This is a genomic window from Roseobacter weihaiensis, assembly GCF_020622345.1.
GTDB lineage: Bacteria > Pseudomonadota > Alphaproteobacteria > Rhodobacterales > Rhodobacteraceae > Roseobacter > Roseobacter weihaiensis.
The window spans coordinates 17,740-35,655 of sequence record NZ_JACNMO010000022.1 but is presented as its reverse complement, the minus strand read 5'-3'; the positions used below and the strand labels follow the sequence as shown (position 1 = coordinate 35,655).

The 17,916-nt window shown below is 62.3% G+C and carries 18 protein-coding genes; 8 read left to right on the top strand and 10 right to left on the bottom strand.

From position 1 onward, the window contains the following. Window positions 1-17 precede the first annotated feature (17 nt). Window positions 18-647 carry a class I SAM-dependent DNA methyltransferase gene (locus H7847_RS19690; protein ID WP_227271191.1) on the top strand — a complete coding sequence of 210 codons (630 nt, stop codon included), beginning with the start codon at window positions 18-20 and terminating at the stop codon, window positions 645-647. Here the strand turns inward: H7847_RS19690 and H7847_RS19685 are convergent. Both H7847_RS19685 and H7847_RS19680 read right to left on the bottom strand, forming a co-directional pair. Further along, window positions 644-1,627, bottom strand: coding sequence for a GlxA family transcriptional regulator (locus H7847_RS19685; protein WP_227271190.1), 984 nt, complete (start codon window positions 1,625-1,627; stop codon window positions 644-646). The two genes, H7847_RS19690 and H7847_RS19685, sit on opposite strands and share 4 nt — an antisense overlap. 62 nt (window positions 1,628-1,689) lie before the next feature. After that, the gene (locus tag H7847_RS19680; protein WP_227271189.1) at window positions 1,690-2,559 is read right to left on the bottom strand and encodes a DMT family transporter; all 870 of its coding nucleotides are present in this window, start codon (window positions 2,557-2,559) and stop codon (window positions 1,690-1,692) included. Between the two features lie 151 nt (window positions 2,560-2,710). Between H7847_RS19680 and H7847_RS19675 the strand changes: the two genes are divergently transcribed. Continuing rightward, complete coding sequence (locus tag H7847_RS19675) at window positions 2,711-3,304, top strand: ATP-dependent Clp protease proteolytic subunit (protein ID WP_227271188.1); 594 nt, start codon at window positions 2,711-2,713, stop codon at window positions 3,302-3,304. Window positions 3,305-3,401: 97 nt separating this feature from the next. Here the strand turns inward: H7847_RS19675 and H7847_RS19670 are convergent, their stop codons facing one another. The 3 genes from H7847_RS19670 to ade all read right to left on the bottom strand — a co-directional run bounded on the left by H7847_RS19670 (window position 3,402) and on the right by ade (window position 7,088). Beyond that, window positions 3,402-3,689, bottom strand: coding sequence for an HU family DNA-binding protein (locus H7847_RS19670; protein WP_227271187.1), 288 nt, complete (start codon window positions 3,687-3,689; stop codon window positions 3,402-3,404). Window positions 3,690-3,825: 136 nt separating this feature from the next. Further along, a complete protein-coding gene (locus H7847_RS19665; protein WP_227271186.1) occupies window positions 3,826-5,289 on the bottom strand; it encodes an AMP nucleosidase in 1,464 nt (487 codons plus the stop codon). Beyond that, on the bottom strand, window positions 5,286-7,088 hold the full coding sequence (gene ade, locus H7847_RS19660) for an adenine deaminase (protein ID WP_227271262.1): 1,803 nt from the start codon (window positions 7,086-7,088) through the stop codon (window positions 5,286-5,288). The genes H7847_RS19665 and ade overlap by 4 nt, the downstream gene beginning before the upstream one ends. A 49-nt stretch (window positions 7,089-7,137) precedes the next feature. Between ade and H7847_RS19655 the strand changes: the two genes are divergently transcribed. The 6 genes from H7847_RS19655 to H7847_RS19630 all read left to right on the top strand — a co-directional run bounded on the left by H7847_RS19655 (window position 7,138) and on the right by H7847_RS19630 (window position 13,520). After that, entirely contained in the window at window positions 7,138-7,557 is a 420-nt protein-coding gene (locus H7847_RS19655; protein ID WP_227271185.1) for a VOC family protein, read from the top strand. A 98-nt stretch (window positions 7,558-7,655) separates the two neighbouring features. Next, window positions 7,656-8,411 carry a class II aldolase and adducin N-terminal domain-containing protein gene (locus H7847_RS19650; RefSeq protein ID WP_227271184.1) on the top strand — a complete coding sequence of 252 codons (756 nt, stop codon included), beginning with the start codon at window positions 7,656-7,658 and terminating at the stop codon, window positions 8,409-8,411. A gap of 134 nt (window positions 8,412-8,545) precedes the next feature. After that, window positions 8,546-9,709, top strand: coding sequence for an acyl-CoA dehydrogenase family protein (locus H7847_RS19645; RefSeq protein ID WP_227271183.1), 1,164 nt, complete (start codon window positions 8,546-8,548; stop codon window positions 9,707-9,709). A gap of 3 nt (window positions 9,710-9,712) precedes the next feature. Next, window positions 9,713-11,812: an acetate--CoA ligase family protein gene (locus H7847_RS19640; RefSeq protein ID WP_227271182.1), complete on the top strand. Its 2,100-nt coding sequence runs from the start codon at window positions 9,713-9,715 to the stop codon at window positions 11,810-11,812. Then, window positions 11,799-12,578 (top strand): carnitinyl-CoA dehydratase, encoded by a 780-nt coding sequence (locus tag H7847_RS19635; protein ID WP_227271181.1) that lies wholly within the window; start codon window positions 11,799-11,801, stop codon window positions 12,576-12,578. Before H7847_RS19640 ends, H7847_RS19635 begins: the two co-directional genes overlap by 14 nt. 75 nt (window positions 12,579-12,653) lie before the next feature. Further along, a complete protein-coding gene (locus H7847_RS19630) occupies window positions 12,654-13,520 on the top strand; it encodes an SDR family oxidoreductase (protein WP_227271180.1) in 867 nt (288 codons plus the stop codon). Here H7847_RS19630 and dxs read toward each other — a convergent pair. The 5 genes from dxs to H7847_RS19605 form a co-directional block, all read right to left on the bottom strand. Further along, complete coding sequence (gene dxs / locus H7847_RS19625; RefSeq protein ID WP_227271179.1) at window positions 13,517-15,445, bottom strand: 1-deoxy-D-xylulose-5-phosphate synthase; 1,929 nt, start codon at window positions 15,443-15,445, stop codon at window positions 13,517-13,519. The genes H7847_RS19630 and dxs overlap by 4 nt on opposite strands. A gap of 9 nt (window positions 15,446-15,454) precedes the next feature. After that, on the bottom strand, window positions 15,455-16,324 hold the full coding sequence (locus H7847_RS19620; RefSeq protein ID WP_227271261.1) for a polyprenyl synthetase family protein: 870 nt from the start codon (window positions 16,322-16,324) through the stop codon (window positions 15,455-15,457). Between the two features lie 4 nt (window positions 16,325-16,328). Continuing rightward, on the bottom strand, window positions 16,329-16,571 hold the full coding sequence (locus tag H7847_RS19615) for an exodeoxyribonuclease VII small subunit (RefSeq protein ID WP_227271178.1): 243 nt from the start codon (window positions 16,569-16,571) through the stop codon (window positions 16,329-16,331). Between the two features lie 114 nt (window positions 16,572-16,685). Beyond that, the gene (locus H7847_RS19610) at window positions 16,686-17,387 is read right to left on the bottom strand and encodes a response regulator (protein WP_227271177.1); all 702 of its coding nucleotides are present in this window, start codon (window positions 17,385-17,387) and stop codon (window positions 16,686-16,688) included. Further along, on the bottom strand, window positions 17,384-17,896 hold the full coding sequence (locus H7847_RS19605; protein ID WP_227271176.1) for a MarR family winged helix-turn-helix transcriptional regulator: 513 nt from the start codon (window positions 17,894-17,896) through the stop codon (window positions 17,384-17,386). The genes H7847_RS19610 and H7847_RS19605 overlap by 4 nt, the downstream gene beginning before the upstream one ends. Window positions 17,897-17,916: the final 20 nt, after the last annotated feature.

Sequence of the window (17,916 nt, the reverse complement as noted above, 5' to 3'; positions counted from 1 at the left end):
AGGAGGTGCTGCTGCCAATGACCGACAAGCCTCTGGATGTGAAGGCCGCTTATGCGCTCAGGACACCGGCGGACAGCAAAGCGCTTTATGCGGACTGGGCCAGGACCTATGACGACAGCTTTGCGGCTGCGTTGGAATATGTCTTTCCAGATCATGTCGCCCGCGTGTTTGAGGCGCGGGGCGGATCGGGGCCTGTGCTCGATGCCGGTGCAGGTACGGGTCTGGTGGCACAGGCCCTTCAGCGCCGGGCCGATGTGGTCTGTGACGCCTTCGACATCTCGGAGGAGATGCTGGAGGTTGCCCGCGCCAAAGGTGTCTACCGGGCGCTCATCCAAGGCGATCTGACGGCCAGACTTCCTTTTGACAGCGGCACTTATGCTGGCGTTGTCAGCGCAGGTACTTTCACGCACGGCCATGTCGGCCCGGAGGCGCTGGACGAGCTGCTGCGCGTGGCGGCTCCCGGCGCGCTTTTTGTGCTGACCATCAAGCAAGACCTCTACGACACACGCGGCTTTGCTGAAAAATTTGCCTCCTTTGGGGAGCGTATCAACCAATTTGAGATCGAAGAGATCCCGATCTACGGGCCGGGGGTGAACAGCGCCCATGCCAGGGACAGGGGTCTTATCGCCAGCTTTCGCCGCCCTTAGACGCTCCCGCGCCAGACAAGTTTTGTTGTGTCTCCTTCGAGACCCGGGCTGATACCATAGGCCATGCGGTAGGTCTTTGAAAAATGCGACAGCGATCTGAAGCCGCAAGCCACACAGACCTCTGTCACGGACAGGTCGGTCTGGCGCAAAAGGTCACGCGCCTTTTCCAGACGCAGCCTGAGATAGTACCGTTTGGGGGACAGGCCCATGTACTTTGAAAACAGCCGCTCCAGCTGGCGTGTCGACAGGGCGATGGCCCGAGAGATTTCATCGGGGCTCAGCGGGTCTTCGACGTTGTTTTCCATCATCTGAACCGCCAATGCCAGCTTGCCGTGGCGCACCTGCGGGCGGTTTTTCAGTGTCGTGCGCTGGGCATGGTCGGGTAGTCGCGGGTCGGTATAGACCATTTGATCCGCAACCCATGTCGCAAGATCGGTGCCATGATCGGCCCGGATACGCTCCAGCATCATATCCATCGATGCGGCCCCGCCCGCCGTGGTGAAAACGCGCCCGTCGATGGAAAACAGGGTATCTTCGATGATGACGTCGGGCAGGATTTCGGTCAGCGCGGCGCGATACTCCCAATGCGTGGTGACCCGTTTGCCCGCCAGCAGACCGGCCAGCGCCAGCACATAGGTGTCGGAGGAGAGCGCGCCATAATCCATTCCGCGCCGCACTTCGTGACGGAGCCAGTTCAGCAGCTTTTTGGAGACCGCGCTGCCGACGTCTTCACCCGCGCATATGACAATCGTCTCCTCCCGGTCAAGCTCTGTCAGCGCGCCGTTCACGGTAATCCGCACCCCGTTGTAGGCCGCCACGGGGGCGCCGGTTTCACTCAACAGCCGCCACTTGTAGTAGGTCTGACCCGACGGGTGGCGATTGGCGAGGCTCAGCGCTTCGAGTGCGCAGGAAAACCCCAGTTGAGAATAGCCGGGGATCAGGACGAAAGCATAGGATCTGGGGGTATCCGTCGCGGGCAAGGGGCTCTCTTTCACAAATCACGGCAAAGCCTAAAGGCACTTTTCCGCAGGGAGAAAGGGTTTTATCTCTGACGCTGGCGGGAAAGCTGGACCGCCAGAATACCCAAGGTGATGATGCCCACGCCGACAAGATCCTGTGCGCCCAAAGGTTCGGCCAACAGAACGGCGGCCACCGCCACGCCAAAGAACGGATTGAGAAAGTGAAAGGTCGCAGCCCGCGTGGCCCCAATGCGGTTGACCAGCCAGAACCATACGAAAGTGGCCATCAGGCCCGGTACGACGGTGGTATAGGCAAAGGCGGCGAGCAGGCGCCAGCTTGGGGTCACGCTGGGTGTCTCGAACAGCGCTGTGGCAATGCCGAGGGCGGCACAGCCCACCAGCATTTGCAGCCCGACGATCATCAGGAAGTTCCCCCCCGAGGTGGCGCCGCGCACCGACAGGGTCGCGACTGTCAGCGCGATCACACCGATGCAGCACAGCACCAGCCCAAAGGGATCAACCCCGTCGGTGATCCGGGCCCCCATGATAAGCCCCACACCGATCAGGCCAGCCACCAAGCCTGCGACGCCCAAGGGGCGCAACCGCTCACCCAGAAACACCCAGCCCGCCATCGCGACCAGCAGCGGCATGGTGGAGGCGATGATCGCCGCGACAGAGGCCTGAACGGTCTGCATCGCCACAAAGTTCAGACCCAGATAGACCGCGTTCTGCAAAACGCCGAAAATGATGGTGGCCCGCCACTGGGCCGGTGTCAGGCGCCATGTCTGACCCATGGCGCGGGCGATCACGATACCCAAAAGACCCGATATCAGATACCGCAGCGTGAGGGCCGCCAAGGGCGAGGCGTCCGTGACGATGATCCGTGCAGAGGTAAAGGCCGAGGACCACATCATCGCAAATGCGAGACCTGCCAGAATTGCACGAATGTCCATCAGGGCCTTTCCGAGGGGTCTGCCTGCCGGCGGGACCATTTCGCACTTCGGGAAGGATGGCAAGATGCCGATGAAAGACGCCTGCCCCGATGGACAATCCCGCACAGCCGGTTAGATTTCCCGCAGAGGTTTAATTCTTTGGAGAGATGCCATGTCTGAAACGATGCTCGACGATACCAGCAAGACACCCGCAAAATCCGGTGAGGGGCGGATTGAGGCGCTGTTCTTCAAAAGTCGCAATGTGATTGTCGCCGGCGAGATCAACGACAAGCTGGCGCAGCGCACGGTCACCCATTTGCTGGCGCTGGCCGAGGAAAGCGATGACCCGATCAACGTCTATATCTCCTCGCCCGGCGGACATGTGGAATCGGGGGACATGGTGCATGATGTCATCAAGTTCATCCGCCCAAAGGTGCGCACCATCGGCTCAGGCTGGGTGGCCAGTGCCGGTGCGCTGATCTTTATCGGCGCGGCGAAGGAGAACCGGTATTGCCTGCCAAATACGCGGTTCTTGCTGCACCAACCCTCCGGCGGGATCGGCGGGCAGGTGACGGATATGATGATCCAGGCCGAACAGCTGCGGATCATGCGGGCGCGGTTCGACAAGCTCTTTGCCGAAGCGACCGGGCAGACGCCGGAGAGAATCGCCGCAGATACCACACGCGATTTCTGGCTGACCACGCAACAGGCGCTGGAGTATGGTCTGGTGGGGCAGGTGATTTCGTCGATTGACCAGTTGGACTGAGGTCATGTTCTGACCGGTGCGAGATCAGGTCGGCCGCGACGGGGAATGAAAAAAGGCCGCCCGGAGGCGGCCTCTTGAAGTCTAACGCATGCGGTGATTAGCCGTTCACGCTGTCTTTGAGCGCCTTTGCGATGGTCATCTTGACCACCTTGTCAGCGTCTTTCTTGAATTGCTCGCCGGTCGCGGGGTTCCGTACCATACGCTCGGGACGCTCACGGCAGTAGATTTTGCCAACGCCAGGCAGTGTGACGGCACCGCCACCGGACACTTCCCGTGTGATAAGGCTGCACACGGCGTCCAGAGCGCCGCCGGCGGATTTCTTGTCTGTTCCCATTTCCTCTGCCAGTGCGGCAACAAGCTGGGTTTTTGTCATTGGTTTGGCCATTTTATTCTCCTTCGCTGCCCGGTCCTAGGGCCTCATACCGCGAATCTACCCGTATGTTGTGAGGGAACACAACGATTAGTAGAGAAAATTAACTAAAAACATGCTGATTTTTGCGATTTTTCGGGTATTCCGCCCCTCAGAGAAAGGCCGTTTCTTCGAAAGATCGCAATTTCCGGCTGTGGATACGCTCCAACGGCATGGAGCGCAAACGTTCCATCGCGCGAATTCCGATCATCAGATGCCGCGAAACCTGTGTCTTGTAAAAGTCCGAGGCCATGCCCGGAAGTTTCAATTCGCCATGCAGCGGTTTGTCGGAGACACATAGCAGCGTGCCATAAGGGACCCGGAATCGGTAACCATTGGCAGCGATTGTGGCGCTCTCCATGTCGAGGGCCACCGCGCGGGACTGGCTGAGGCGTTGCACGGGACCGGATTGATCGCGCAGTTCCCAGTTGCGGTCATCATAGGTCGCCACGGTACCGGTCCGCATCACGCGCTTGAGCTCGTAGCCCTCAAGGTTGGTCACCTGTGCAACCGCTTGCTCCAGCGCGATCTGTATCTCCGCCAGCGCAGGGATCGGCACCCAGGGCGGCAGGTCGTCATCCAGCACGTGATCTTCGCGCAGGTAGGCATGGGCCAGCACAAAATCACCCAGCGCCTGAGAGTTGCGCAACCCGGCACAGTGCCCGACCATGAGCCAGGCATGCGGGCGCAGCACCGCGATATGGTCGGTTGCGGTTTTTGCGTTGGATGGCCCCACGCCGATGTTCACCAGCGTGATGCCGGAGCCATCTGCGCGTTTGAGATGGTAGGTCGGCATCTGGGGCGTCTTGCCCGCCGAGGGCAGCGGCTGGTCCCCCGTGGTGATGATGGCATTGCCCGTCGAGACAAAGGCCGTGTAGCCCGAGGCCGGATCATCCAGTTGTGTCCGCGCGTAGGTTTCGAATTCCGACACGTAAAACTGATAGTTGGTAAAAAGCACGTGGTTCTGGAAATGCGCCGCATCGGTCGCAGTGTAATGCGACAGCCGCGCCAGCGAATAATCCACCCGCTGGGCCGTGAAGGGCGCCAGCGGCCCGACACCGTCGGGCGAGACATAGGTGCCATTCACGATGTCATCATTCGTGGTGCCGAGGTCGGGCACGTCAAAAAAGTCACGCAGGGTGAAATCGGCAGCGCCTTCCTGCGGAACGGTCATGCTGGCGTCATTGGCCACCGCGAAATGAACCGGCATTGCGGTCTTGGACGGGCCGATGCTGACAGGTTGGCCGTGATTTTCGATCAGCAGGCCAATCTGCTGGGTCAGGTAGCTGCGAAAGAGGTCAGGTCGCGTGATCGTTGCCCGAAAGCTGCCGGGGGCAGAGACATGTCCAAAGCTCAGCCGCGTGTCGACCTGCGCGTAGCTAGAGGTTTTGAACAGCACCTGCGGGTAAAATGCCCGGACACGCCCGTCCGGTGCCCCTTCGGCCATGGCCTTGACGAAATGGTCGCACAGGAACCCGGTCGCCTGCGTATAGAGCGCTTCGAGCCGGGCGACAGCGGCGGCGGCATCGTGAAATTCTTCGGCGGCGGGCGCATCGGGCGTCAGGATAACGGTCATGAATGTGGCTCTAATACAGGGATGAATTCAAACGTGCGCACATCCACCAACCCCAGATCGGAAATCCGCAGTTCCGGGATGACGACAAGTGCCAGCAGCGAGTGCTGCATATAGGCGTTGTTGAGGGTGCAGCCGCAGGCGCGCATGGCCTGCATCATCTGCTCGGTCTTGGCGGCGACCTCTGCCGCCGGGCTGTCAGACATCAGGCCTGCAATCGGCAGCTCCACCAGGGCGATTTCCTGCCCGTCCTTGTAGATCACGATCCCGCCGCCCACATCGCTGAGACGATTTGCCGCCAGCGCCATGTTACCCGCATCCGTGCCCACCACGATCATATGGTGGCTGTCATGCGCGACGGTGGAGGCCATCGCCATGGGCCCCTGATACCCAAAGCCTGCGACGAAAGCATTCGTGACCGATCCGGTGGCGCGATGCCGCTCCACAAGGGCAATTTGTGCAACCTCTCCGGTGGCCTGAACGCGGCCTTCGGTGACGGGAAGTTCGAATTTCAAGGCGCGTGTCGGGGCCTGGTTCTCGACCACGCCGATCACATTGGCCGTGACCGCATTGGCCCCATGCGGCGCATCGATGGTAAAGTCGGCGGCGTCGAGACGTTTGCCCACATGGACGGTCGCACGGGCGTGGGCGGGCCAGTCGTAATGCGGGCAGTCCACAAGGCAGGTGCCGTTTTCAGCGACCACCTGCCCGCGGGCGATGACGGTTTCAATCGGCAGCGTGGCGAGATCCGAGGTCAGGATCACATCCGCCCGCCGCCCCGGCGTGAGCGAGCCGATCTCGCGCTCCAGCCCGAAATGGGTGGCGGTGTTGATCGTGGCCATCTGCAAGGCGACCAGTGGATCACACCCGCACTCAATCGCATGCCGCACCACGCGGTTCATGTGCCCGTCGTTCACTAGCGTACCGGAATGACAGTCATCCGTGCACAGGATCATGTTGCGCGGATCGAGACCCTTTTCGGTGATCGCGGTGATCTGGCTCTCCACGTCATACCAGGCGGAGCCCAGCCGGATCATCGACCGCATCCCTTGCCGCATCCGCGCGATGGCATCCGCCTCGCAGGTGCCTTCGTGGTCATCCGCCGGGCCGCCCGCCACATAGCCTGCAAACGCCGGGCCCAGATCTGGCGAGGCATAATGCCCGCCCACGGTTTTGCCGGCGTTTTGCGTCGCCGCGATTTCGGCCAGCATCTTGGGGTCGGCGTTTGTGACACCGGGAAAGTTCATCATCTCGCCCAGCCCGATGATGCCGGGCCAGCCCATCGCCTCGGCCACATCCTCGGCGGTGATCTCAAAGCCGGTGGTTTCCATCCCCGGTGCGGAGGGCGCACAGGACGGCATCTGCGTAAAGATGTTCACAGGTTGCATCAGCGCTTCGTCATGCATCATGCGGACGCCCTCCAGCCCCAGCACGTTGGCGATCTCATGCGGATCGGTGAACAGCGACGTGGTGCCATGCGGGATCACGGCGCGGGCAAATTCAGCGGGCGTGAGCATGCCGCTTTCGATATGCATATGCCCGTCGCAAAGGCCGGGGATCATATAACGCCCCTCGGCTCTGATAATCCGTGTGTCCGGCCCCGTGCAGTTGGTCGCATCCGGCACCACGCAGGCGATCCGTCCTCCTACGATTGCAATGTCGTGGTTATCAAGCACTTCGCGGGTATGGACATTGACCCATTTGCCGCCTCTTATGAGCAGGTCCGCAGGCTGCCTGCCGGTCGCAACGGCGATCAGATCGGCAGCGACGTCGGGCCATGAGGGGACAGGAACATGCGTCATAGCCTTCCGTGCCACGGGGCGGTCCGATGTTCAAGACAGGAGCGCTGAAATGGACTACGAAACAGTTTCGGCGGAGGACTTTGGCAAGTCTTTGCGCGGTGTCGGGGTGAATGTTCTGGTGCGCGACGTCCGGGCGACCGCAGCCTTTCTGGGGGATGTGTTTGACCTGGGCATCCACCGGCTGAGCGAGGATTTTGCGATCGTGACCTACGGGGGCCAGGTGTTTCAGTTGCATAGTGACGGCACCTACCACGCAAACCCGCTGCTGAACCTCTTGCCGGAAAACCCGCCAAGGGGTGCCGGGGTCGAGCTGCGCCTTTACGACACCGACCCCGATCAGGCCGTTGCGCGCGCAGAGGCGCGCGGGGCAATGGTCCTGCAAGCTCCGACAGATAAACCCCACGGCCTGCGGGAAGCCTACATTTTGTGCGACGATGGCTACGCCTGGGTGCCAAGCCGCCCGCTCTGAGCGAAAGAGGTTGTTGGGGCGCGTTCTGTCGCTTTTCGGCTAGCGCGCCGCTTTCAGGCATGGTTCACATAAGGGCGTGACCGTGAACGGAGGCCCGAATGTCCCAAACCGAAACACGCCCGAGCATGGAGCATTGGCAAGAGCGCGTGGATCTTGCCGCCGCCTTTCGCTGGACGGTTCGTCTCAACATGCACGAAGCGGTCGCCAATCACTTTAGTCTTGCGATCAACGACGATGGCACAAAGTTCCTGATGAACCCCAATCAGATGCATTTCTCGCGCATCAAGGCCTCGGATCTGATCGTCGTGGATGCAAATGATCCCGAGACGCTGCAAGGGCCGGATGCGCCGGATCCCACGGCCTGGGGGTTGCACGGCGGCCTGCACCGACACTGCCCGCACGCACGCTGCGCCATGCATGTGCATTCACCATACGCCACCGCATTGGCAACACTGGCCGACAGCCGCTTGCCCCCCGTCGATCAGAACGCCTGCACGTTTTTCAATCGATATGTGATTGATGACAACTACGGGGGGCTGGCCTTTGAAGAGGAAGGCGTGCGTTGCGCGCAACTCTTTGACGACCCCAAGCAGAAAGTCATGGTGATGGGCAATCATGGCATCATGATTATCGGGGATACCGTCGCGGACACCTTTAACCGCATGTATTACTTTGAACGCGCCTGCATGACCTACATCATGGCGTTGCAGACCGGCAAACCGCTGCGGGTCCTGTCCGATGAGGTTGCGGAAAAGACAGCGCAGGAGCTTGAAACATATCCCGAGCAGGATGCCCGCCATCTGGCGGAGCTCAAAGCGATCCTGGATGAAGAAGGCAGCAGCTATGCCAGTTGACGGGTGTTTGCGGTCGGCGCTGATGCCGGTTGAGAACCTCAAACGGTGGACGAGCACGCGACGGTTGGTGCCCCGGACGTAAGCGGCCCGCCCCCCGCTGCACCCTTTACGCCCCAACATCAAGGCCTGCCCCCATGACATCTTACGGTTTGACCGACGAGCATCTGATGATCGCGGATACCGTCCGCAGCTTCGTTGAAAGAGAGATTTACCCGCATGAGGCTCTGGTGGAGCGTACCGGCGAGGTGCAGCCCGACATCGCGCAGGAGATCAAGCAAAAGACCATCGATCTTGGATTTTACGCCTGCAATTTTCCTCAATCTGTCGGCTGTGCGGGGCTGACCCATCAGGAATTTGCGCTGGTGGAACGTGAGCTGGGTCGCGGTTCCATGGCGCTCACGCATTTTTTTGGACGCCCGCAAAACATTCTGATGGCCTGCGAAGGAGACCAGATCGACCGCTACCTGATGCCCGCCGTGCGCGGCGAGCGGATGGACGCGCTTGCGATGACCGAGCCGGGAGCGGGATCGGACGTGCGGGGCATGAAATGCGCAGCGGTGCGCGCAGGCGGCGACTGGGTCGTCAACGGCACGAAGCATTTCATTTCGGGGGCGGATCATGCGGATTTCCTGATCGTCTTTATCGCGACAGGAGAGGACCAGACCCTGAAGGGACCCAAGAAACGGATCACCGCCTTTCTGGTGGATCGCGGCACGCCGGGTTTTACCATTCGGGATGGATACAACTCTGTCAGTCATCGCGGCTACAAGAACATGATCCTTGATTTCGATGATTGCCGTTTGCCCGACGCGCAGGTTCTGGGCGCGGTGGATGGCGGTTTTGAGGTTATGAACACATGGCTCTATGCCACGCGGATCACCGTCGCCGCGATGAGCGTCGGGCGCGCGCGCCGGGTCTTTGACTATGCGCTGGCGTATGCTGCCGAGCGCGCGCAGTTCGGCCAGAAGATCGGTAAGTTTCAAGGCGTCAGTTTTCAGCTTGCCGATATGGTGACAGAGATTGACGCGGCGGATTTGCTGACGCTGGCGGCAGCGGACAGGCTCGACAAAGGCTTGCCGGCAAACCGGGAGATCGCCTCCGCCAAGCTCTACGCCTCCGAGATGCTGGCCCGTGTCACCGATGCCGCAATTCAGATCCATGGTGGCATGGGGCTGATGGATGATTACCCGCTTGAACGCTTCTGGCGCGATGCGCGGGTGGAACGCATCTGGGATGGCACTTCCGAGATCCAGCGTCATATCATCAGCCGCGATCTTTTGCGGGCGCTGGGGGCCTGATCCGTGCCCCCTGCAAGATCCAAGTACGATCCTGCCAGAGGGGCGGTGGAGGGACCGCGTGACCTCTCGCGGTTGCTACGCCCCAAATCCATCGCCGTTGTCGGTGGAGGCGCCTGGTGCCAGCAGGTCGTGCGCCAGTCGCTGGGGATGGGGTTTGAAGGCGACATCTTCCGTATCCATCCCCGTCCCGATCCGGTTGAGGGGGTCGCGGCGGTGCCGTCCCTGTCCGATCTGCCCTATCCGCCGGATGCGGTTTTTCTGGGGGTGAACCGGCACGCGACCCTTGATGCTGTCGCGGCCTTATCAGCGATGGGGGCAGGGGGTGCGGTGTGCTTTGCCTCGGGGTTCTCGGAAGCGGCGGCAGAGGACGCGTCAGGGTCCGGCCTGCAATCCGATCTGATTGCCGCCGCCGGTGAGATGCCGATCCTCGGGCCGAACTGCTATGGCTTCGTCAATGCGCTGGACGGGGCATTGCTCTGGCCCGATCAGCATGGCTGCGCGCCGGTTGAGCGGGGTGTGGCGATCCTGACGCAAAGCTCTAACATCGCGATCAACCTGACCATGCAGCAACGCGGCTTGCCGATCGCCTTTGCAATTACCTGCGGGAACATGGCCCAGACCGGTCAGGCGGAAATCGCGCTGGCTTTGCTGAACGACCCGCGGATCACCGCCATAGGGCTGCATGTCGAAGGCTTCGGGGACACGTTTCTGTGGCATGCGCTTGCCCTGAAAGCCCATGCCCGAGGGATTCCGCTGGTGGCGCTCAAGGTTGGTGCGTCCGAGCAAGCCCGGCAAGCGACGGTCTCGCATACGGCGTCGCTTGCGGGCAGCGATGCGGGTGCCGATGCCCTGTTGCGGCATTTGGGCATTGCGCGGGTGCACGACCTGCCAACCTTTCTGGAGACGCTGATGCTGCTGCATTGCAACGGCCCTCTGGAGGCCCCGACGCTCTCGTCAATCAGCTGCTCGGGAGGGGAGGCCTCCCTGGTGGCCGATACCGCAGAGGGTCATGCGGTCAGTTTTCCCCCCTTGACCGAGGCCCAGCGGAAGGCGCTCTCCAGCGTACTCGGGCCAATGGTCGCCCTGTCTAACCCACTGGATTACAACACTTATATCTGGGGAAACGTGGACAAGATGACCCGCGCGTGGCTGCCGATGGCCGCGGCGCATATCGGGTTGGTCCTGATCGTTCTGGACTATCCGCACACCGATGCGCGCGCCTGGGAGGGCGCAACTCAGGCCGCTATCGCGGTGCGTCGCGAAAGTGGCCGCCCGGTGGCTGTGGTCACAACCCTGCCGGAACTTCTGCAAGCGGATGTGACAGCTCAACTGCAGGTCGCAGGGGTGACACCTCTGCGCGGTTTGCGCGAAGCGATCGCCGCCGCGGCGGCTGCGGCGCAGATCGGTAAACCCAAGGCGGCCCCGCCGCTCGGCGTGGCACCGGAGGGCGCGACCGAGGTCATCAGCGAAGCGGCTGCAAAAGCGCGGCTGCAGCAGCACGGCGTTGCGGTGCCGCGCGGTGCTGTCACGCGGCGGGAGACATTGGCGGAACAGGCTACCCTCCTGACGGCCCCGCTGGTTTTGAAGGCCGAAGGTCTGGCGCATAAGTCCGAGGCGGGCGCGGTGAAATTGGGCCTGACCCAGGACGCGTTGCCGCGCGCGGCGCAGGGGATGGCAGGCGACCGGTTCCTTGTCGAAGAAATGGTGCAGGGCGCGGTGGCAGAGCTGCTGGTCGGGGTGACGCGGGACGCGGCCCATGGCTATGTGCTGACGCTGGCCGCAGGGGGCGTGCTGACCGAGCTGTTGCAGGATCGCGTCAGCCTTTTGCTCCCTGCCAGCGCGCAAGATGTCATGGCAGCGCTGCGGTCCCTGCGGCTTTATCCGGTGTTGGAGGGCTACCGGGGGGCTGCCGCCGCGTATATCCCCGCCATCCTCCAAACGATCATGGCGGTGCAGGACTATGTGATTGCCGATGCGGCGTATTTGCACGAGATTGAGATCAACCCGCTGATCTGCACGCCAGATCATGCTGTTGCCGCGGATGCGCTCATCTCAAGGCGCATCGGCCCGATAGAAGGAGAGACCAACGATGGACCCGGTTAAGACGCGCACAAAGGGCACGATCCTCGAGGTGACGTTGGATCGCCCGAAGGCGAACGCCATTGATCTGGCGACCTCGCGCCGCATGGGAGAGGTCTTTGCCGATTTTCGCGACAACCCCGATCTGCGTGTCGCAATCCTCACCGGGGCGGGCGAGAAGTTCTTTTGCCCCGGATGGGACCTGAAGGCCGCCGCAGAGGGGGACGCGGTGGATGGCGATTACGGCATTGGCGGCTTTGGCGGCTTGCAGGAGTTGCGGGGCCTCAACAAGCCGGTGATTGCCGCCGTGAACGGTATCTGCTGTGGTGGCGGGCTGGAGCTTGCCCTGAGCGCGGATATAATCCTGGCCGCCGATCACGCGACGTTCGCGCTGCCGGAAATCCGTTCGGGCACGGTGGCGGATGCAGCCTCGATCAAACTGCCCAAGCGCATCCCCTACCACATCGCGATGGAGCTTTTGCTAACCGGTCGCTGGTTCGACGCCGATGAGGCCAGGGGCTGGGGGTTGCTGAATGAAGTCCTGCCGGCGGATGGGCTCATGCCCCGCGCCTGGGCGCTGGCTGAGCTTCTGGCATCGGGTCCGCCGCTGGTCTATGCCGCGATCAAGGAGGTCGTGCGCGAAGCCGAAGATGCCAAGTTTCAGGATGTCCTGAACCGCATCACCAAACGCCAGCTTGAAACGGTGGATATCCTCTATGGGTCCGAGGATCAGCTTGAAGGGGCGCGGGCCTTTGCGGAAAAGCGGGATCCTGTCTGGAAAGGGCGTTGAGCGGGCGGGGGGATTTGTGCCCATGCGAGGTCAGCGCCTCTTGTCAGTGCGGGCCATAACGGCCAACTTGATGCCATGAAACAAAAAACGCTTCTTTCCCTCGGACATGGGTTCAGCGCGCGCGGATTGGCAAAGCTGCTGATCCCGGCGGGGTGGCGGGTGATCGGAACCACACGCAGCGCGGATAAGGCGCGGGAAATCATCGCCAGCGGGGTCGAGGCCCTGATCTGGCCGGGCCGGGATGAGATCAGCCCGGCACTTGATGAGGCAGACGCCCTGCTCATCTCGCCCGCGCCGGGCAAGGACGGCGATCCGGTTCTGAACGCGGCACGCGACCGGATCGAGGCCGCAGTCCCCCGGCTTTTCTGGGCCGGGTATCTGTCGACCACGGGCGTTTATGGCGACCACGCCGGGGGGTGGGTGGACGAGGCCACCGCTCTCGCTCCTTCGACCGCGCGTGGTCATGCGCGGGTCGAGGCGGAGGCCGCGTGGCGCGCGATCCCCGGCCTGCCCCTGCATATCTTTCGGCTGGCGGGCATCTACGGGCCGGGCCGGGGCCCCTTCGCCAAGGTGCGCGCAGGCACCGCGCGACGGGTCATCAAACCGGGTCAGGTGTTCTCAAGGATTCATGTCGATGATATCGCGCAGGTGCTTGAGGCGTCGCTGCGCCAGCCTGATCCGGGGGCGATCTACAATCTGTGTGACGATGATCCGGCCCCCCCGCAGGATGTGATCGGCTATGCGGCGGCGCTCTTGGGGCTGCCCCAGCCCCCCGCCGAGGACTTCGAGACGGCAGAGATGACACCAATGGCGCGCAGCTTTTATGCCGAGAGCAAGAAGGTCCGCAACGACAAGATCAAGACGGAACTCGGTGTGACGCTGAAGTACCCCGATTACAAAACCGGCCTGCGGGCGATGCTGGCCGAGGCGTCAGAGGGCTAGGCCCGCGCCTCGCCGATCTGCGCCACCCCCAGCACCTCCAGCACCTTGCTCTCGATATCGGCCGCGTTCATGCCCGCGACGGCGTACATATCTGCGGGGCTGGCCTGATCGATAAAGATATCCGGCAGCACCATGGAGCGATACTTCAACCCGCTGTCAAAGACGCCTTCCTCCGCCAAAAGCTGGGCCACATGGCTGCCAAACCCGCCCACGGCCCCTTCTTCTATGGTGATCAGGCATTCATGCTCTGCAGCGAGGGTCAGGATCATCTCGCGGTCCAGTGGCTTGGCAAAGCGGGCATCCGCGATGGTGGGCGAGATGCCACGGGCGGACAAAGCTTCGGCAGCTTTCTGAACCTCGGCCAGACGGGTGCCGAACGACAGGAGTGCGACCCGTGCGCCTTGGGTCATGATCCGGCCCTTGCCGATCTCAAGTACAACGCCCCTCTCGGGCATCTCCACGCCTTCGCCTTCGCCGCGTGGAAACCGAAAGGCGATGGGGCCATCCTGATGCGCCACGGCGGTTGCGACCATGTGTTTCAGTTCCTCCTCGTCGGCGGCGGCCATCACGACAAAGCCGGGCAGGTTGGCAAGATAGGCAATGTCGAACGACCCCGCATGGGTGGCCCCGTCGGCCCCCACGAGCCCCGCGCGGTCGATGGCGAACCGCACCGGCAGACGCTGGATGGCCACATCATGCACCACCTGGTCGTAGCCCCGCTGGAGAAACGTCGAATATATCGCACAGAAAGGTTTCATGCCGCCCGCCGCCAGGGCGGCAGAAAATGTCACCCCGTGCTGTTCGGCAATGCCCACATCGAAACAGCGGCTCGGGTAGCGTTCGGCAAAGAGGTTCAGCCCGGTGCCGTCCGGCATCGCGGCGGTCACGGCGCAGACCTTATCGTCTGCTGCGGCCTCTTGCATCAGGCTTTCGGCAAAGACGCGTGTATAGCTCGGCGCATTCGAGGCCGCTTTCTTCTGCTCACCGGTGATGACGTCAAACTTCGCCGTGGCATGGCCCTTGTCGCGCGCTGTTTCAGCAGGCGCGTAGCCCTTGCCCTTCTTGGTCAGCGCATGAATCAGGATCGGGCCGGTGGCGCGGGCCTTGACCGTGCGCAGCAGGGGCAGCAACTGGTCCATGTCGTGGCCATCAATCGGGCCGATGTAGGTAAAGCCAAGCTCTTCGAACAGCGTCCCGCCCATCGCCATGCCCTTGAGCATGTCCTTGGCGCGCTTGGCGCCTTCGCGGAAGGGCCCCGGCAGCAGGCTGACCGCCCCTTTGGCGGCGGCCTTGAAATCCTGAAAGGGCTCTTCGGCATAGAGCCGGCTGAGATACGATGACATCGCCCCCACCGGTGGGGCGATCGACATCTCGTTGTCGTTGAGGATCACGATCAGGCGCTTTTTCAGGTGGCCTGCGTTGTTCATCGCCTCATAGGCCATGCCCGCACTCATCGCGCCATCCCCGATCACGGCAATCGCGTCGCCCAATCCTTCGGGGATGACCCCGCCCAGGTCGCGCGCCACCGCAAAGCCCAAAGCCGCCGAAATCGATGTGGAACTATGCGCCGCGCCGAAGGGGTCGTAGGTGGATTCCTTGCGTTTCGTGAAGCCGCTCAGCCCGTCCTTCATCCGCAGGGTGCGAATGCGGTCGCGCCGCTCGGTCAGGATCTTGTGCGGGTAGCACTGGTGACCCACGTCCCAGATGATCTTGTCGCGCGGCGTGTCAAACACGGCGTGCAGCGCAACGGTCAGTTCGACAACGCCAAGCCCGGCGCCCAGATGCCCACCGGTGACGGACACGGCCGAAACCGTCTCGGCCCGCAGCTCCTCGGCGACCTGGGTCAATTGGCGGTCCGACAGGCCTTTGAGATCGGCGGGCCGGTCGATCTGGTCAAGAAGCGGGGTGTGGGGCCTGTCTGTCATGTCATGTCCTTAATGCGCCCGTCTCACGACAAAGCGTGCCGTCTCTTTTAAAGTCTCTGCCTCAGCGCCGTAACCCGTCAGGCTGTCGCAGGCTGCCTCGGTCAGATCGGAGGCTTGTCTGCGGGCTGCCTCCAACCCCAGCAAAGAGACAAAGGTCGCCTTTCCAGCTTGCGCATCCTTGCCAACGGCCTTGCCAACAGTAGCGCTATCGCCCGTCACATCCAGAATGTCATCCGCAATCTGAAAGGCGAGGCCCAATGCGCGGGCATAGCTGAGCAGAGGGTGCAGGTCCGCCTGCGCCAGGCGCGCGCCTGCCGTGGCTGACCATTCAATCAACGCGCCGGTTTTGCCCTGTTGCAGGGCCGTGATTTCATCCAGCGTCAGGGGGGTTTTGGCCGTCTCGGCCGCGATATCGAGCGCCTGGCCCAGCACCATGCCCTGCGCACCGCTGGCGCGCGCAAGGCTCAGCGCCAGATCTGCACGCACCTCGGCAGAGGGGCTTGCGGCTGCGGTGCTCACCAGTTCGAAAGCAAGTGTCTGCAGCGCGTCCCCGGTCAGAACCGCGGTGGCCTCATCCCAGCGTTTGTGCACCGTCGGCTGGCCGCGGCGCAGATCGTCATCGTCCATGCAGGGCAGGTCATCATGCACGAGGCTATAGGCGTGCAGGGCCTCGATTGCGGTGGCCGGCCAGAGTGCCTGAGCCGGATCGATGCCATGCAGCCTTGCACTTTCCAGCACCAGAAAGCCGCGCAGCCTTTTGCCGCCCTGCGTGGCATGCGCCATGGCCTGCACAACGGGAACGTCTTCGAACTGTCCCAGGATGCCATCCAGATGCGATTGTATCGCCGCGGCGGCCTCCCCCAACCTTGCGGAGAACATCGGGTCAAAGACCTTCGACAGGTTTTGTCCCTGTTGCGGTGCCGTCCCCATCGAGGGTGATCGCCGCGACTTTTTCTTCGGCCTCTTTCAGCTTTTCCTCGCAGCGTTTTTTCAGGGCCGCCCCGCGTTCGTAAAGTGCGATGCTCTCGTCAAGCGCCACGTCGCCACGTTCCAACTGGCCGAGCACTTTCTCAAGCTCGCTCATGGCCTGCTCAAAACTCATGTCGGTGACGGGGGTGTCGGTCATAATCGTATCATCCTGCCTTTGCGGTGAGGCGACACTAATCAGTTTCGGCCCCGCATGCCAGTGCATCGGCAGGCTGATCCGAGGGAAAATTCAAACGCCCGCAGGCGTCGGCGGTTATTCGGGGGCAAGCATGTACCCGGCCCCGCGCACGGTTTGCAGATAGCGGGGTTGTTTGGGGTCACTTTCGATCTTGCGGCGCAACCGGGTGATCTGCACGTCCACGGCGCGTTCCTGCGCCTGCCCGCGATCCCGGCCAAGCTCTTCGACCAGCTTGGCGCGGCTGATCGGCTCATTACAGCTGGCCGCAAAGATTTTCATCAGCTGCATTTCCGTCGCCGTCAGCCGCACGAGGTCTTCGCCCTGCCACATCTCACCCCGTTCCATGTCATAGCGGATAGGACCAAGTGCCAGGACCTTGGGCATGGTCGCATCGACCTCGGCCTCGGGCACCCGCCGCAGGATCGCATTGATCCGCAGCAGCAACTCCTTGGGCTCGAAGGGCTTGGGCAGATAGTCGTCCGCGCCCGCCTCCAGCCCTTCGATGCGATTGTCGGTATCGCCCTTGGCGGTCAGCAGCAGGATTGGCACGGCGTTGGTTTCGCGCAGCGCGCGGGTAAAGGCCAGGCCATCTTCGCCCGGCATCATCACATCCAGAACGATCAGATCGAAATCGAGCCCCGACAGGATGCGGCGGGCGTGGGCTGCATCGCGGGCGGCGGTGACCAGAAACCCGTTTCGCATCAGGAATTTCTGCAAAAGGGTGCGGATACGCTCGTCGTCATCGACAATCAGCAGGTGGGCATCGAGGTCACTCATAATCCGCTATCCTTGAGCCGCGTGTAAGCATAGCGCATTTCCCGATCCATCATCGCCTCCAATACCGTGCGAAACCCCGCGACCGCTTCTGGTCCGGCCTCGCGGAACGCCATCCGCATCCGAGCGCGCTGTGCATCCGACAGCTTTTGTTCCAATGCTTCTCCGTCCGGGGTCAGAAACAGGTGGCGCTCGCGTTTGTCCACCTTTCCGACCCTGCTTTCAACCAGACCATCCTCGATCAAGGTACGCAAGACACGGTTGAGAGATTGTTTTGTCACCCCAAGAATGTTGAGCAGGTTGTTCACAGTGGTCCCGGGGGCGCGATTGATAAAATGCACCGCGCGGTGGTGCGCACGCCCGTAGGCCATGTCGGAAAGGATCCGATCCGGGTCTGCGGTGAACCCCCGGTAGGCAAAGAACATCGCCTCAATGCCCTGCCGCAACTGTTCATCCGTCAGAAACAGCAGGGTTTCACCGCTGTGGGCCGCGCCTGCTCTGCGGTCTGCCATGGTATGCCTCAAATTGCCTT

Excerpts from the sequence above, each read along its gene's own strand:
- H7847_RS19690 (WP_227271191.1), top strand. The coding sequence starts at position 18 with ATGACCGACAAGCCTCTGGATGTGAAGGCCGCTTATGCGCTCAGGACA.
- H7847_RS19680 (WP_227271189.1), bottom strand. The coding sequence starts at position 2,559 with ATGGACATTCGTGCAATTCTGGCAGGTCTCGCATTTGCGATGATGTGG.
- H7847_RS19675 (WP_227271188.1), top strand. The coding sequence starts at position 2,711 with ATGTCTGAAACGATGCTCGACGATACCAGCAAGACACCCGCAAAATCC.
- H7847_RS19670 (WP_227271187.1), bottom strand. The coding sequence starts at position 3,689 with ATGGCCAAACCAATGACAAAAACCCAGCTTGTTGCCGCACTGGCAGAG.
- H7847_RS19665 (WP_227271186.1), bottom strand. The coding sequence starts at position 5,289 with ATGACCGTTATCCTGACGCCCGATGCGCCCGCCGCCGAAGAATTTCAC.
- ade (WP_227271262.1), bottom strand. The coding sequence starts at position 7,088 with ATGACGCATGTTCCTGTCCCCTCATGGCCCGACGTCGCTGCCGATCTG.
- H7847_RS19655 (WP_227271185.1), top strand. The coding sequence starts at position 7,138 with ATGGACTACGAAACAGTTTCGGCGGAGGACTTTGGCAAGTCTTTGCGC.
- H7847_RS19650 (WP_227271184.1), top strand. The coding sequence starts at position 7,656 with ATGTCCCAAACCGAAACACGCCCGAGCATGGAGCATTGGCAAGAGCGC.
- H7847_RS19645 (WP_227271183.1), top strand. The coding sequence starts at position 8,546 with ATGACATCTTACGGTTTGACCGACGAGCATCTGATGATCGCGGATACC.
- H7847_RS19635 (WP_227271181.1), top strand. The coding sequence starts at position 11,799 with ATGGACCCGGTTAAGACGCGCACAAAGGGCACGATCCTCGAGGTGACG.
- H7847_RS19630 (WP_227271180.1), top strand. The coding sequence starts at position 12,654 with ATGAAACAAAAAACGCTTCTTTCCCTCGGACATGGGTTCAGCGCGCGC.
- dxs (WP_227271179.1), bottom strand. The coding sequence starts at position 15,445 with ATGACAGACAGGCCCCACACCCCGCTTCTTGACCAGATCGACCGGCCC.
- H7847_RS19620 (WP_227271261.1), bottom strand. The coding sequence starts at position 16,324 with ATGTTCTCCGCAAGGTTGGGGGAGGCCGCCGCGGCGATACAATCGCAT.
- H7847_RS19615 (WP_227271178.1), bottom strand. The coding sequence starts at position 16,571 with ATGACCGACACCCCCGTCACCGACATGAGTTTTGAGCAGGCCATGAGC.
- H7847_RS19610 (WP_227271177.1), bottom strand. The coding sequence starts at position 17,387 with ATGAGTGACCTCGATGCCCACCTGCTGATTGTCGATGACGACGAGCGT.
- H7847_RS19605 (WP_227271176.1), bottom strand. The coding sequence starts at position 17,896 with ATGGCAGACCGCAGAGCAGGCGCGGCCCACAGCGGTGAAACCCTGCTG.